This window comes from Candidatus Nomurabacteria bacterium, from assembly GCA_020631905.1.
Lineage (GTDB): Bacteria > Patescibacteriota > Saccharimonadia > Saccharimonadales > VXPC01 > JACKGQ01.
The window spans coordinates 309,299-324,188 of sequence record JACKGQ010000001.1 but is presented as its reverse complement, the minus strand read 5'-3'; the positions used below and the strand labels follow the sequence as shown (position 1 = coordinate 324,188).

The window sequence follows — 14,890 nt, the reverse complement described above, 5'->3', positions numbered from 1 at the left end:
TAATACTGTTTTATTGACACATTTGCACGTTTTTGTTATAATGGTTATGCATTAAAAATGAGGTAAATTTTGAGTGCAACTACTTTAGGAGGTTTTAAGCTCTTTTATGAAGACTTAGAGCCATCTACAATCATTGCAAATCAATTAAAACGCGTGCGACGCGCACGTAAATAGCAGAAAACAGCTCTGAAAAGAGCTGTTTTTTTGTATTTCCCCAATTAATGTCTAGTTATCCACTAGCTTTTTGTATAGCATAATGTCAATATATAGACATGGTATGTCCTTACTGCAATTGCAAAACTAGTGTTTCTAACTCGCGTACTCAAAAACGCGTGCACGGTACTTGGCGGAGACGACACTGCAAAAAATGCCAAACGGTTTTTACGACTACAGAACTTGCAAACTACGAGACGATTTGGCTTGTTGATTACGGGGATATGCAAACAGTGCCCTTTAGTCGCGATCGACTGTTCTTAAGTATTTACCGCTGTTTATCAACTTCTAATCGGGTCTATAACGCCCAAATGCTTACAGATACTGTCATTAAAATGCTCCTAGGCGCGCATCAAGCGATTATTCCGGTCAGTAGGTTGCAAGATAGTGTATTTAACACCTTGCGCCACTTTGAGCCACCAGCAGCCCTAAAATACGTCACAGACCGTAGTCGCCACATAAGTAAGGCGGAATTACGAAATAAAATAAAAGACCTCGATCTCGCCTAGCGCTTAGCCTTTTTGACAGATTTAGTGGTAACGTCGAAAACACCTACATATTTGCCAAATATCAGCCTTGTCTGAGAAGTTAGGGCTGCATAAGAATTAAAGACTATACCGGTAATAGGTATGAAGATCCATTGCCATAGAAAGTTTACATAGTACCAACGACTCCGGTGTCCGGGCCGTTGTGGTAGTGTGGCCATACCGATATACAAGACTACCAGCAAGAATACTAATGCACCGGTGTTAATCTGAGCGATAAGTCTAGGCAACTGATCGACAACAAAATTTCGTTCACCATTGTTTGTCAGAGCGACTATCAGTGGAATCCAGCCTGCGATTAAAAGGAGTGGCGCCGATGTTGCCCAGCCAACGTGATTTTCGAGCAATCTACCGAACTTTGCGATCGCATCTTTTTTTGGCACCCTACTACCGCGACGAAAGGCACGAGTTGCAAGGTAGGCGATGTCTGAAGCACCATATGTCCAACGCCGAATCTGCTTGAACTGGGCAACTATCGATTTCCAGTAGCCACCAGCGTAGACGGCATCTTGATAAACGGGAGTATATAGGGGTAGAGTTTCGTGGTTGCCCTCAAACTGTATATAGCTCCTCCAGAATTGGTGGCCGTCTTCGACTACTGTGCGGACACTCCAGAAATCTGTTTCTATGAGAGCGTCCAGGCTCTGGGCGTGTGCCGAAAAATTGCGTAACGCATGTAGGCGCATTGAGTTGGCTGTATGGAAGAAAGTATTCGCCATGGCACTTAGGCGCATAATTGCTGGCACGTCCCAAATGTTGTTCACGTATACCGCGGTTGGCTGGTAGGACTTGTGCTTGCGATCATGGGCAATGCAATAAGTATAAGTTAAGGCCGCCAGGTAATTTTTATCTGGACGATTGTCGGCATCTAAAGTGGTGACTAGCACCTTTGAGGGGTCTAAGCCAGACATCTCTGCCCATTCTTTAAGGCGCCAGCCGCAATACGACAAGTTTGCCCCCTTGCCGACTACTTCACCAGGAGCATCAACATGCTCAACTGCTTCGGTGTGCATGAAGTATTTACGATAATCACGGCAGAGCTGCATGGTTTCGGTAGCTTTTTGCTGGCCACCACGCTGCTCGTAGGCAATAAATAACGCCACCCGATTCTTTGCATATCCACTACTGTTAATGATGGCTTGGATCGTTGGCTCTATTATTGCTCGGCTTTCATTATAGGTAGCAATAATGATTACATGGATGACTTCTTCTGGAGTTAAGTCTAATGTCCGCTTGTCGGAAAGCATTTGCAAGTGTCGTCGGTGAGCTTCTTGGAGTTTGTTGATCGGTCGCTCATATTGTTCGATCGCTCGACGCGGGTCTTTGAGATCGACGAGCATCTGCGGCCAATCAAGTTCGGCGGCATATTTTATTCGTCGATGGCCCTGAATAACTCTTAGCGACATTGCACTCGACTTAAATACCCAGATAAGTACGTAGGCAATTACGAATATTGCAGCTAGTGTGGGATTAAAGATACTCAGAAATATAGGTAGAGCATACAGAAGATAAGTGATAGCTCCAGGCATTATCTCAAAAAAACGATACCACCCACGACGATTTTCTGGACTTGGGATCTCGATATCGCTACGACTCATTGCTGGAGATTTAACAAAGCTCCGCTAACTATAGTATTGGTCAGAATAACAAACATAGTAAAGAGCAATAAAGCATAGGCCGATGGCTTATAGATTTCATATAATTTATAGCTTAATACGAAGCTAATTACCGCCACAAAAACTGCAAATATCGCAAAAGAATATAGTTGAGCTGGTGCTTGTTTTTCGATTTGTGGTGATCCTTGGAGCGTCCAGAAACGTAGCGTAGTCGTGTTCTGAGATAAACTCGTCCGCAGTAAAACCGAAAGTATATTGAATAGTGTCATTAAGCCTAGTATTAGACTCAGAAGTAAGATCGTCTTGTCTTTGAAGAACTCTTTTTTAAACATCGACACCGATTATAGCAGAATTACGACACAGACCACATATTGAAACTGTTGAACAGTCAGATAGAGTCTGATATTATCTGTCGGCATTAGTGAATACTAATCGTACCTTATATTATGATAGTTAACCCTTTCACGTTTTTGTGACCAGGGTTAATCTGGACCCGTGGTGTAGTGGTCAACATGCCTCCCTGTCACGGAGGAGATCGCCGGTTCAAATCCGGTCGGGTCCGCCATAAAAAGTTCCCCACTTTACGTGGGGTATTTTGTTTCTTAGAATTTCACAAAGTGTTCAACTACTGCAACCGGTGTAACGGTTAGATCGCCGTAGGTAGTAGGCGCTAGTTCGATAACTGCTATACAAGCTACGTCGTAATCTCCTAACATAGTTGCATTGTGGCTAGGGCTCGATTGCCACATACCGAGACTTTGATCTATTTCACCATTAATCAGGGCTAGGTTTTCTGCCGAACTTTGGTAACTCAATTGCCGATCAATAAATTCACTAAAATTTGTACCATCCGGAGACTGGTGACCGAAGTAGTCTGTTTGGCGCATATCTTTAGCCTTAGCTTGGGCCGAGGCGCACAGACGACTATCTTTTACTAAGGGCTTGAGGCCGTGTTCTGCACGATACTGATTAACCTGCTTAAATAGTTTGTCCTCTGGAGAGTTGTTTAGTGTTGCTTCACGAATTTCACTAATTGGCTTGGTCGTCTGTATAGAAGTATCTTGAACAGATGCTACGACGGTGATCCCCTGGTTATAGTTAACCAACCAGTTAGCAGCAAAAATACTGTAAGTTAATACAAGCGACGCCAAAATGCTTCCAAAAAACCTCTTCATCGTAGTTATTATACTACATTGTAAAGCTTTAGTCAAGTTGTACTAACGACGATAGATAGTTAAAATTATTGCGTTCGAGGAGAGATGACCGAGTGGTTGAAGGTGCTGCTCTCGAAAAGCAGTGTGCCGGCAACGGTACCGAGGGTTCGAATCCCTCTCTCTCCGCCATAAGAACTTTCAGAATTTGCTAGATGGTGCGGGTGGCGGGAGTCGAACCCGCGTCTTAGCCTTGGGAAGGCCACATAATAGCCGTTATACTACACCCGCGATAACTGGAGCCACCTGCCGGGATTGAACCGGCGACCTGCTCGTTACGAATGAGCCGCTCTACCAACTGAGCTAAGGTGGCGCAAAAGCTAGTTTACCAAATAACTAGTCCAAACTTATATATATCTTTGCCGGTTGCTCTTCTTTAAGGTCGTTGATCCGATCACTTATGTCTGTAAAGAAAATACTTATATGAGCCGCCGTGCGCCGATCTTCCTGGACATCGAGCACTTTAACTATTTCCAGCCTATAGCCAGTGTTAATTACCTCTGAAACTTGGCCTTTTTTTAGACCAAAAACTGCCTCCAATACCTGAGGATCTTCATTATTTTCTTCTAGGTTTAGGTCGAATCCATATTCGCCACCATTTGCTGCAGAGGCTAAATCATCGGAATACTCGGCGGCTAGATCGGCAAAATCTGCCCCAGCTTCGAGTTTCTGCTCAACTTCTCGAGCTCTGGTCCAAGCTTGATCATCATAGGCCTCGGTAACTTTTTGCTTGAGTAATTCTTTACGTACATACTGGCGGTAATCGTTGATTGTCCAACCCCAAAAGTCCAGCAACACCTCTTCGAAAGCTTCTTCATCGCTACCAAGCTTGTTCTGCTCGCGCAACAAAGCAATTTCTGCGTCAACCTCGTCGTTGCTAACACTTATATTTTTTTGTCTGGCCAATTTAGCAATGTAGACATCTTCAATAACTTTGTCGATTGATCTCTTTTGTTGTTCCCGCAAACTAGCTTGACCTGCTTCGCTACTAAAGTCGACGTTTTGCTGCGACTCGAAATAGTGAACATAACGGCGCAGTTCGAATAAATAATCATCGTAGTAAACAAACGAACCACCTACTCGAGCAATCGGCATCGGGACAATTTTGGTTACATTGTAATAAAAATCAGAGTAAACATTTGAACGATAAAGTCGATAAACGGTAAAAGTCGAGAACATCAGAACAATTACTAGACCGACCAGCATAGATAAGCCAATAATCCGTTTCGGGGTGTGAATTAATGGGTATCGGTACTTTTTGCCACCTTTTATAACTTCTTTACGGTGCTGCTCGACAGTCTCATTAGTGATCCGAGGCACGTCGGTTTCGATCACACTCGGGTCGTCGGGCATCTTGGCCTTCTTTGTTAAGCGCGGTCGTATGAACCGGCGTTTACCCTTTTGGATCATAGCTTTGTCTTGATTAATTTTATTCTTTCGCATTGATTTCCCCATGTACATGTTCGCGGATTATCAGGCTCAACTCCCGTTGCACTTTTGCGGGTTTATGTACCTCGTGAATTGTCAGCTCACCCACCATGGTCTGAATGTTGAGTGTACCGAATCCAAGTAAGGTTTCCTGAAGCCCACGTATATGATAGTTGACCATTTGAATCTGGTCGAGAGCAATATCAACAACCGCACGATCAAATAAACCCGCTTGGGTAATTTGGATGAATCTTTTACTGGTGACGATAAACACGCTGTAGTGCCAGCTCACCCAAGCAAAAAACATCACAACAAACGACATTGCAAACCCAACACCTACTCCCCAAAAAAAGTATTTTGGTTCTGGTTTGATAAACGAAGGTATCGTGCCTGCCAATATGACAAAAGAGGCAACGATAAGATGTTTGCGCATAACTACAGGGTGTTTCCGAAACAGAAGTAGCATTTCTTCGTCATCGTACTGCTCTTCGAATGATTTTGTCGATTTTGATTTTGCCATAGGCATATTCTACCCTAAAACCAATAAAGACACACCCTTACCTATCTGTTAGAATAGCCTCGTTGTCCCCGTAGTTTAACGGATAAAACGACTCTCTCCTAAAGAGTAGCTCCAGGTTCGATTCCCGGCGGGGACACCACAATCTTACTATTCCATCATAAATTTCTGGTGAATAGTCTGGTAATCATGTAGTTCGGCTGGAGTAAACCATAGACCTACCTCAAATTCAGCTTCTTCAGAATTACCGGAAGCATGCACTAAATTCCTGATTGGTCGCTTACTTGCGTTAGCTAAGCTCGAAGAGTCGAATGAGTAGTCTCCAGTAATTGTACCCGGCTGAGCTTTGGATGGGAGCGTGAAACCTCTTATCTTGCGCACAGTTTCAATTGCATGAGGACCTTCAAGCACCATTGCAAACAGAGGCCCGCTCTGCATATAGGCAGCATTCCATCTCTGGATTTCTAGGCCTAACTTATATGCATCAGTCGTGCCAAACACCTCTTTTGTGTCTACACCTAGCTCGAGGTTATTATCTAGAGTCTTTTGGCCCAGACCAGCAATAAACTCTTTACGCTCGACAGGATAGTGTTTGCTCAAGGTATCTTCATCAGCGACAAGCATTTTGGCAGCGATTATTTTTAAGCCAACTTTCTCGAACCGAGTAATTATCTCGCCGATGATTCCTCTTGCAACAGCGTCTGGCTTAATTAATATTAAAGTTCTTTCAACCATATTGTTCTCTACTTTCGTATTTATATTTTTCCAAATATTAATAGACAAACCAGTATAGCACCTAGACAAAGTCTATAAAGACCGAATGTTCGTAAATTTTGATGCTTTAGAAGCTTCATCATATAGTCAATTGCTAGAAGACCAACTACAAATGAAGCAACATTCCCGACTAATACTTGCCAAAAATTATCGGCTACAAACTGCACGCCATCTATACTAGCCAACGTTTTCAAACTCGCACCAGCCACAATCGGCACAGCCATCAAGAAACTCCATTCGGCAGCCAATCCACTTCCTAGCCCGATAAACAAACCCGCCAATATCGTCACTCCAGACCTAGAAGTACCCGGTATTAAAGCCAGTGTTTGTGCTAATCCAATTATCAGGGCTGTCTTAAGACTAATGTCATTTAAACTTTTTAAGGCAGAAGTTTTTTGTTTGACGGTAATCATTAATATGCCGATAACTAGAAGCATAGTAACAACAATCCAAATATTAGTATTTAGGTTTTCGAAAAAATCAGAAAACAAAAAACCTGCCAAAACAGCAGGTATGGTGGCTATAATCAACTTTATAACAATCGAATATTTACCACGCAGAAAATCTCGGACTAAGCTCAGAAGTTGGAGTCGAGTGTACCAAACTAAGGCAGTTAAAGTACCCAGGTTTAGCAAGACGTCAAATGTAAAATGATTACCTAAATCAAAGAAACTACCGATAATTGCCAAGTGTCCAGAGCTAGAAATCGGGATAAACTCAGTGATACCCTGTACGATCCCCAAAATGATAGCTACATATATACTCATGCCTCATAAATTATAGCATATATATTGAGCAAATATTTTATTCACTTGCTACCTCTGTTGTTTATGGTTATTATGGTGGCATGCTATTCTCTAAAGCAAAAATAGACTATCTGGAGTATCTGGAGATCGAGCAAAACCGATCGCAGAAGACTATTGCCAACTATGACCACTATTTGACTAGGCTCAACGACTTTGCCGGAGATATTGCGGTAAAAGATATCGATCAAGAACTAGTACGTAGATGGCGACTCTGGTTAAACCGACTTGGCTCAGATCGAGGAGACGAATTAGCCAAAAATACTCAGAACTATCACTTAATCGCTCTGCGAAACTTCTTAAAATATATGAGTAAACGTGAAATTGCCTGCATGCCCCCAGATAAGATAGAGCTCGCAAAAAGTCCTCGTAAACAAGTCACTTTTCTTAACTCCGAAGAAATTGACAGACTTTTATCGGCACCAAAAACTGATAAATTAGACGGCTTGCGAGACAAAGCTATCCTAGAATTGTTGTTTTGTAGTGGCTTACGTGTATCCGAACTAGTCGGCCTAAACAGAGGCGACATAAATTTAAAACGACTCGAATTTATGGTAAGAGGTAAAGGCCAGAAAGACCGGCCTATATTTATCAGCCAGCAAGCAGCCGACTGTATTTCAGATTACTTAAACTTACGCCAGGACAATACCTCGCCACTATTTATCCGCATAGGTGGCTCCAAGCACGCCGATACAAGTGGCGACTACTTAAGACTTACTGCCCGAAGTATCCAGCGCATGGTAGCTAGATACGCCCTGTTAGCCGGTATCACCAAGAAGGTATCTCCACACTCATTACGTCATAGCTTTGCAACGAATCTGCTTCAGAATGGTGCCGACCTTAGAAGTGTCCAAGCCATGCTAGGTCACAGCGATATAAGTACCACCCAAATCTATACCCACGTTACTGACCCGCAGTTAAAAAAAGTTCACCAGCAGTATCACAAAAGACAGCTATAGTTCACAAGCAGGTACAGCTGCGCCAACAGATGCGGTTGTGGTGCTGGAGGGATCAGTTATCAAAACTTTGCATAAATCGCCAGCAACAACCCCAAAATCAGGATAGTTATAGTCAGCACTAAGGGCGATTACTTCACGGGTCCTATAGACAACATCTGTCGAACGACCTATAGCATCCACTACTACTTGTGCATCAGCAAAACTTACAGGATTTCCTAAGCTGTCATAACCTTGAATAGTAACTGAAACCGGTTTATAGATCGACATCAGGCGAATGTATAACTTATCCAGGCTGGTATCAATATTGTTAAGTCTAAATCCGCAGACCCTGGGCAACTCTGCCAAAGTCGTGTCGCAACCCTGGGGTATCTTAATTGCGCCACTGATGCCATTCCAGTTACGACTGACAGGTACATTCGCATCATCCCTAACCGTACTGACGAATATTACTTTGTTTAAGGCTCTGAGCTCATCTCGACTAAAGGTTGCTGCAGGAGGTGTCGCGGCAACATCGGGAACACCCATCAATTCTGCCCTTAACATACCCGGACCATTGCCCCAGGTTGCAGCACCGGTACCATACGGATCTGAGGCTGGACGATATACGGCCGTCGACTGAAACTCCTGATAGCCGTCTGGATCGTCAAAAGAAATAACTAGAGATCTGATTTTGGTCGAGTTGCCGGCGCTGTCGATTGGTTTTAACTCGAGAATCTTTGAGCGATTCACACTTACAGAGTCGAAGGTTAACTGTTGAGGCGCAACATCGACCGTCACACAACCTATCTCAGTAGAAGACACGTCGGCATCGGAATTAACTAGGGTATCTGTTACCTGTTGACTACCCGCCTTACCCGCATCACATGTGCTGATATCTTCAGTAATCTGACCATTAAATAACGCCTTCCTAACATCATTAACTGCTGTTTCAGCAGCATAGAAAGCCTGACTATTAAGTTGCCTATCAAGCGCTTGCTGTTGTTCGTTTTTCATAATGAGCGCAAACGATATAACTATCAGAGCCATAATCGTGATGATCACACTACTTACTATGATCGAAACTAGTCCTTGCTGATTTTTATGCAGGTTTTTCATTTATAGACCCACCTTTCGTAAAGCAGACGTTTTCAGGAAATTGGTTGCGCAAAACGCCGAACCAGTTGAACTGTCTTTGCATGAAATAATTGTACCATCGGCCTCGGTATTAAATGTATTATCTTCGACGCTCTGATCAGTTGGATCGCCACCATAGGCAACTCCGATCTCTACGTTCGTTAAGCCCGAAGGTCCTGGTGTAATCGCAAAATCGGTTAATCTCATATTTTCCTTTAATAATTCTCGTTGCTGATCGCCAGAAGGTTCATAGCCGATACAGCTCTGGTCATTGCTAACGGTCAGCACTTGGTTGGCTTGATTTGTGCCTGGCGTTCCAATGACTAGTTGATAGCCAATTCTATAGGAGTATTTCTTGACTCCAATGCAGTATGCACCGGTCCAGCCACTTGGTGTCGGATCGGCTGGGGCCGCCTCGAAGGCATCACCAGAATACTGAATTGCTTCTGTTATTTCATCGATACTCGCACGTGTCACCTCGGCTGTGTTGCTAATAGTTACACCCTTGTAATAAAGCTTGCCTAGGTACACGATTGCGCCCAAGCAAACAATCAACATCACCGAGAATATACTGGAGGCAATCATAAGTTCTAAAATGGTAAAACCTTTTTGGCTTAAATGTTTCATCGTGTAATTGGATGCAGCCTGTAGTCGATAACTACTTTATCGCGCTGACCCCCCCTTACGTTATCCCACTCCGCAGTAACTACGAATAAATCATCATCAAAATCACTGACTGTTGGTCCATCCTTTAGGTATTTTATGCTTACCTGAAGGTTGCTGGGCGGAAATTTGTCATTCGAGCAGCTAATTCTGTCGACATCGCTATTTGTTGGAAATGGTGCGCTTACCATCTGTAAGCTATCGTCTAAGCAATACTCACTGCCGTCGTTAAACACACTATCCGACGCCCCTTGGTTATCGGCATCTTGTGGAGCTCTAGCCTTCAATCGCTCTATCTGTGCTTCGACTATTTTAAGTGCCTGAGTACGTTCGTTGGCAGATTGGCCAAGAAGAATACTTTCACGCGCCACAACAATCGAGCCTACAATTGAGATTGAAAGCATAGCGATACTAATCAGGACTTCGACAATTGTTTCGCCGGTGTTATTTAAACGTTGCATTCTGGCCTCGTTTCAAATTTCGCTACCGCACTTAATCCACCTTCACTTGTCCCGACGTCAATCACAGCTTGTTCGCCATTGCCTCCAACTAAGCAAACAGAGATAACGTCGCCAAAATTCTCATCATAATCAGAAGTAGCCAGACTTCGGATCGAGTTTTCAAAATCGGCGACAGACACTAAAGCATTTGTCTTAATATTGGCCGAGGCATCATTTGGTGTGATTGCCGCCAAGGTTATGCGTGATTGGCCATTTGTAAAACGGCTCGATGAGCTACTTCCACCAAAGTTTGTATAGACAGCACCTATAGCCCAGACAAACACTTGAGGTGATGGTGACTGTTTGTAATAAGTGTATTTTATCTTTGTGCCCCACTTTAGACTAAGCTCCTCAACACTGTCGAAACTCGAGTCCGCCAGTGTTGATACAGCCAGGGCGTTAAACCCCGCTTGATCGGCTAGATAATTCAGATCAGACGACGCATTCCGATTATCACCAATTAATGTATGGACATAGTACCTATCGTCACTGGTATCAGTACCGATCTGAATCGCCTTACCAAGCAATACGCAGCCGTTACCGTCACCCGTTTGTTGACCAACGTTATTCGAAAACGACGGCTTACGAAAAGCATCATAGGCGCAAGACTTGTTTTCTATGTCTGGAAAAACACCTGTGTTGGCATCATTTAGAATTCCATTCAAGCTAGTCTCGAATTCACGCACACTTTGGCTAAACTGGGTTGAACCCTGAGTATCTCGAAACATTGTGGCAACACCAACAAACATCACGGCAGAAACAGTTAAAAAGATCATCGACTCTAGAATAGTAAAGCCACCCCTGTTAACTTTCATGCTAATATCTTAGCATAAGCGCTACCTCGAAGATAGCATTCTACACAACCAGAACATTCATATACCAATCGAGTAGCTGCTGTCCAAAGAAATAGACTATCAACCCAGCAATGATCAAGAAGGGGCCAAAAGGAATTTTAGCTTTTAGACTAAACTTGTGGGCGAACAGCATTGGTGCAATCGCAACTAGCCCCACAAATGAGCTAAGCAAGATTACTAGTAGGCCACGCATAAAACTTAGAGCCATAATACCCAGTAAAAACCCCAGTTTAACATCTCCGCCACCGATCCATTTGCCTTTTGATACCTGAAAGATTCCGTAGAGTATGCCCCCACAGCCAAGTAAGCCTAATACTGCAGACCGCACCAGCTCTGGGCCTCCGTCAAGAAATATAGCCTCATATCCGACCACACCAACTGCCAGAACTATCAATGGATAAATTATTGTATTCGGTATAATCATCCAGCGTAAATCATAAATACTTATAGCTGTCAGTCCGACTATAGTTATCAGTAGCCAGACAAACTTAACAATCTCAAAGCCTACTATTGGAACTGGCCATAACAAATAGCATGCTGTAAATAATCCAGCCACGGCCAACTCGGTCAAGGGGTACCGCCACGATATGTGCTTATGACACTGACGACACCTACCAAAGTTAATTAACCAGCTAAAGACCGGCACGAGATCCTGAGCCTTGAGCTCTTTATGGCAAGAGTCACACTCCGAACGACCATTTATCCAATCCCGACCATCATGTAGTCTGTCAACAAACGCCGTTAGAAAACTACCAAAAACTAAGCCAAAAATAAGTAATACAATAATCACTAGGCTAGCATTTTATCATAATAAAACGGCCAGAACGGCCGTTTTATTACCGCAAGAAATCCTTACAAGCACTGGGCAGTACTGCCACCACCACTGGTTTCAACTGCAAAGGTTACAGTGTAAGCTCGAGACCCGCCACCAGCAACTGCGTTGTTATCTGAACAAGTAGCATTGGACACAACAACTACGGTACTGTTACTGCTGGCTGCAGCTGCCGCATCGTTGCCAGTAGCTTCGGTTGCGGCGGCCAAGGTGATCGAAGTCACATCGTAAATACTTAACTGAGTGCCGATCAAGGCCTGTAGTGCAGCCGAGTTAGCTGGTAAACGACCATTGTTGTTGGTTGTGTACTCAGACAGAAGTCCGCTTACTCTCGCGGCATCGTTACGACGCTGAGTGTTACGGCTATTGCGTTGGAGCGCAGGTACGGCCAAAAATACAATCAAGATGATTAAGCCGGCAATCGCCAGAACAATCATTACCTCAATAATAGTGAATCCTTCTTTGTTTTTTTGTAGTGCCCTAGGTGTCATTATTAACATTCCCCTTGTCTTAAATAGCATTATTTGCTCATGCTTATAATTCTACACAGTTAGACCGATGATGCAAGTTTTTACTAGCCAAGTATGTTCTTGCCTACAAGTGAGTAGATTGGTAGCAATATTGCCGCTACGATCGTAATCGCAACTACTCCGAGAATGACCATCAAAACTGGTTCAATAATCGTCGATATTGTCTTGATTTCGTTATCTACTTCTTTTTCGTAGTATTCGGCGGTCCGCTCCATCATTTGCTCCACCGAACCAGATTCCTCACCAATTCTTAACATATTTGGAACTAGGGGCAAGAAGTTAGGATCCCCCTGGAGTGAATCGGCCAAAGATTTACCACCCTTAACTTTCTCGGTGCCCTTCTTTATCGACGCTTCAACCAGCACGTTGTTGATAGACTTCGAGACAATTTCAAGCACCTGGATAAGTGGCACACCACTAGCAATTAAAGTGTGGGCTGTACGAGAGAACCTGGCCATATACAACTTCATGAATAAACGATTAAATGGTGGCACCTTGAGTTTAAAACGATCGGCAAACAGACGCCCCGACACTGTTTTGAACCATTTCATGCCAAAGAAGACAAGCAAGATCAAAACAATTAAGGCAATCCACCAGTAGGCAATGATTGTATCCGAGATCCAAAGCAGTAGCCTGGTTATCCAAGGCAGGCTCGCACCTTTAAGGCCTGAGTAGATGCTTTTTACCTGAGGCAACACACCAACAATCATAAATGTCACAACTCCACCCATAACCAACATAACAATGGCTGGATAAACTAACGCACCCCTGACTTTGCTAATTACCTCGGCATCTTTTTCCTGCTGAATAGCCAGTCGTTCGAGTGCCCTGTCGAGCGTACCAGAAGCTTCACCGGCGCTAACCATGCTTATGAATATACCGTTAAATATTTTTGGGTGTCGGCTCAAAGCCGTTGAAAACGACTTTCCTGCCTCAACATCACCGATGATCTGATTGATTACCAGTTTCATGGGCTTACTATCTGTCTGATCGCCAACGCTACGTAGGCTTTGTACGAGTGGAAGTCCGGCGTTTATTAAAGTAGATAACTCGCGCGCAAAAACAATCCTGTCTTTACTTTTTACCTTATTGCCTCGATTTAGGACACCGCCCTTTTCCTTGATTGGCTCAATATTTATTGGTGCTAAGCCTTGGGTAATTAGTAGTTTCCCGGCAGCTTGCTCTGAATCAGCCTGGATTGTTGAGGTAATTTTATTGCCTGTTTTTGGGTCGCGGGCCTCATACTTAAACGTAATCATTCTAGCCCCGCATTAATCTATCTAACTCTTCAATGTCGACAGCAAAATTCCGAGCTTCGTCGTAGTTTATGGTCCCGGCGTGGATTAGTTCCACAAGCGTCTTGTCCATACTCTGCATACCAAACTCTGCTCCGGTTTGGATCACGGCGTCTAGCTGGTGGGTTTTGCCTTCACGAATAATATTTCTAACGGCCGGAGTAGCAATCATGATTTCCGAAGCAGCAATTCGACCACCTCCGATTGCAGGCACGAGACGTTGCGAGCAAATTGCCATTAAGATATTGCTCAGCTGAGAGCGTACTTGAGGCTGTTGATGTGGTGGGAATACATCAATCATACGATCAATACTTTGAGCTGCTGAGTTGGTGTGTAGGGTCGCAAACACTAAGTGGCCGGTTTCGGCAATCGTAATTGCGGCTGCAATCGTTTCGAGATCACGCATCTCACCAATCAAGACTACATCTGGATCTTGGCGTAAGCTAGAGCGGAGAGCTGCACTAAAAGAATATGTATCGTAGTGAACTTCCCTCTGGATAACCACAGATTTCTGCGACTTGTGAGTGTACTCAATTGGGTCTTCGATGGTAATAATATGCTCAGCTCTTTCTTGATTGATCTTACCAATAATTGCCGCCAAAGTAGTGGACTTACCTGAGCCAGTTGGGCCAGTTACCAGCACGAGTCCTCTAGGGTACTCGGCAAATTTCTTGACAATATCGGGTAAGCCCAGCTGATCGATCGATAAGATTTCGTTTGGGATCAAGCGGAGAGCTGCTGCAATATTGCCGCTTCCATGAAAAGCGTTAACCCTAAACCTGCCCATATCACCAAAAGCAAAGCTAAAGTCAAACTCTTTGTCTTTTAGTAGTATCTGTTTCTGATCTTCGTCCAAAATTGCAAATACTAACCTTTCGACCTCTTCTTCCGAAAGCTTTTCTGTTCCAGCAACCTGCACCAAGCTTCCATCTACCCTCAACATTGGTGGTAAACCAACCTGCAAATGCAAATCAGAAGCTTTGCGCTTTACAACTTCTTCCAGTAATGCTTCGATTCTGAGTCCGGCCATTTGTATT

General features: G+C 43.8%; 17 protein-coding genes and 5 tRNA genes. 5 read left to right on the top strand and 17 right to left on the bottom strand.

The window, feature by feature from the left end:
- The first annotated feature begins 524 nt into the window (after positions 1-524).
- On the top strand, positions 525-722 hold the full coding sequence (locus H6798_01785; GenBank protein ID MCB9821249.1) for a hypothetical protein: 198 nt from the start codon (positions 525-527) through the stop codon (positions 720-722).
- On the opposite strand, the gene H6798_01780 is transcribed toward H6798_01785, so the two are convergent.
- A complete protein-coding gene (locus H6798_01780; protein MCB9821248.1) occupies positions 719-2,356 on the bottom strand; it encodes a hypothetical protein in 1,638 nt (545 codons plus the stop codon). The genes H6798_01785 and H6798_01780 overlap by 4 nt on opposite strands.
- Positions 2,353-2,706, bottom strand: coding sequence for a hypothetical protein (locus H6798_01775; protein ID MCB9821247.1), 354 nt, complete (start codon positions 2,704-2,706; stop codon positions 2,353-2,355). The genes H6798_01780 and H6798_01775 overlap by 4 nt, the downstream gene beginning before the upstream one ends.
- A 157-nt stretch (positions 2,707-2,863) precedes the next feature.
- On the opposite strand from H6798_01775, the gene H6798_01770 reads away from it, so the two are divergent.
- Positions 2,864-2,939, top strand: a tRNA-Asp gene (locus tag H6798_01770).
- A 37-nt stretch (positions 2,940-2,976) separates the two neighbouring features.
- Here H6798_01770 and H6798_01765 read toward each other — a convergent pair.
- On the bottom strand, positions 2,977-3,549 hold the full coding sequence (locus H6798_01765) for a hypothetical protein (GenBank protein MCB9821246.1): 573 nt from the start codon (positions 3,547-3,549) through the stop codon (positions 2,977-2,979).
- 78 nt (positions 3,550-3,627) lie between these two features.
- Here H6798_01765 and H6798_01760 point away from each other — a divergent pair.
- Positions 3,628-3,717, top strand: a tRNA-Ser gene (locus H6798_01760).
- Positions 3,718-3,741: 24 nt separating this feature from the next.
- Here the strand turns inward: H6798_01760 and H6798_01755 are convergent.
- The 4 genes from H6798_01755 to H6798_01740 form a co-directional block, all read right to left on the bottom strand.
- Positions 3,742-3,816, bottom strand: a tRNA-Gly gene (locus H6798_01755).
- Positions 3,817-3,822: 6 nt separating this feature from the next.
- A tRNA-Thr gene (locus H6798_01750) sits at positions 3,823-3,898 on the bottom strand.
- Between the two features lie 23 nt (positions 3,899-3,921).
- A complete protein-coding gene (locus tag H6798_01745; protein ID MCB9821245.1) occupies positions 3,922-5,028 on the bottom strand; it encodes a peptidylprolyl isomerase in 1,107 nt (368 codons plus the stop codon).
- Positions 5,015-5,533 carry a PH domain-containing protein gene (locus tag H6798_01740; protein ID MCB9821244.1) on the bottom strand — a complete coding sequence of 173 codons (519 nt, stop codon included), beginning with the start codon at positions 5,531-5,533 and terminating at the stop codon, positions 5,015-5,017. Before H6798_01740 ends, H6798_01745 begins: the two co-directional genes overlap by 14 nt.
- 64 nt (positions 5,534-5,597) lie before the next feature.
- Here H6798_01740 and H6798_01735 point away from each other — a divergent pair.
- Positions 5,598-5,672 (top strand) — tRNA-Arg (locus H6798_01735).
- 8 nt (positions 5,673-5,680) lie between these two features.
- On the opposite strand, the gene H6798_01730 is transcribed toward H6798_01735, so the two are convergent.
- Both H6798_01730 and H6798_01725 read right to left on the bottom strand, forming a co-directional pair.
- A complete protein-coding gene (locus tag H6798_01730) occupies positions 5,681-6,265 on the bottom strand; it encodes a nucleoside-diphosphate kinase (GenBank protein MCB9821243.1) in 585 nt (194 codons plus the stop codon).
- A 20-nt stretch (positions 6,266-6,285) separates the two neighbouring features.
- Positions 6,286-7,071: an undecaprenyl-diphosphate phosphatase gene (locus tag H6798_01725; GenBank protein MCB9821242.1), complete on the bottom strand. Its 786-nt coding sequence runs from the start codon at positions 7,069-7,071 to the stop codon at positions 6,286-6,288.
- 80 nt (positions 7,072-7,151) lie between these two features.
- Between H6798_01725 and H6798_01720 the strand changes: the two genes are divergently transcribed.
- A complete protein-coding gene (locus tag H6798_01720) occupies positions 7,152-8,066 on the top strand; it encodes a tyrosine-type recombinase/integrase (protein ID MCB9821241.1) in 915 nt (304 codons plus the stop codon).
- Here H6798_01720 and H6798_01715 read toward each other — a convergent pair.
- From H6798_01715 to H6798_01680, 8 genes are all read right to left on the bottom strand, one after another.
- Positions 8,061-9,161: a hypothetical protein gene (locus H6798_01715; GenBank protein MCB9821240.1), complete on the bottom strand. Its 1,101-nt coding sequence runs from the start codon at positions 9,159-9,161 to the stop codon at positions 8,061-8,063. The two genes, H6798_01720 and H6798_01715, sit on opposite strands and share 6 nt — an antisense overlap.
- Positions 9,162-9,806 (bottom strand): prepilin-type N-terminal cleavage/methylation domain-containing protein, encoded by a 645-nt coding sequence (locus H6798_01710; GenBank protein ID MCB9821239.1) that lies wholly within the window; start codon positions 9,804-9,806, stop codon positions 9,162-9,164. It abuts the gene before it with no gap.
- Entirely contained in the window at positions 9,803-10,303 is a 501-nt protein-coding gene (locus H6798_01705; GenBank protein ID MCB9821238.1) for a hypothetical protein, read from the bottom strand. The genes H6798_01710 and H6798_01705 overlap by 4 nt, the downstream gene beginning before the upstream one ends.
- Positions 10,291-11,157 (bottom strand): hypothetical protein, encoded by an 867-nt coding sequence (locus H6798_01700; protein ID MCB9821237.1) that lies wholly within the window; start codon positions 11,155-11,157, stop codon positions 10,291-10,293. The genes H6798_01705 and H6798_01700 overlap by 13 nt, the downstream gene beginning before the upstream one ends.
- Before the next feature lie 40 nt (positions 11,158-11,197).
- Positions 11,198-11,986, bottom strand: coding sequence for a prepilin peptidase (locus H6798_01695; protein MCB9821236.1), 789 nt, complete (start codon positions 11,984-11,986; stop codon positions 11,198-11,200).
- Positions 11,987-12,048: 62 nt separating this feature from the next.
- Positions 12,049-12,519: a prepilin-type N-terminal cleavage/methylation domain-containing protein gene (locus tag H6798_01690; protein ID MCB9821235.1), complete on the bottom strand. Its 471-nt coding sequence runs from the start codon at positions 12,517-12,519 to the stop codon at positions 12,049-12,051.
- Between the two features lie 83 nt (positions 12,520-12,602).
- Complete coding sequence (locus H6798_01685; GenBank protein MCB9821234.1) at positions 12,603-13,817, bottom strand: type II secretion system F family protein; 1,215 nt, start codon at positions 13,815-13,817, stop codon at positions 12,603-12,605.
- A 1-nt stretch (position 13,818) separates the two neighbouring features.
- Positions 13,819-14,883, bottom strand: coding sequence for a type IV pilus twitching motility protein PilT (locus H6798_01680; protein ID MCB9821233.1), 1,065 nt, complete (start codon positions 14,881-14,883; stop codon positions 13,819-13,821).
- Between the last annotated feature and the right edge of the window lie 7 nt (positions 14,884-14,890).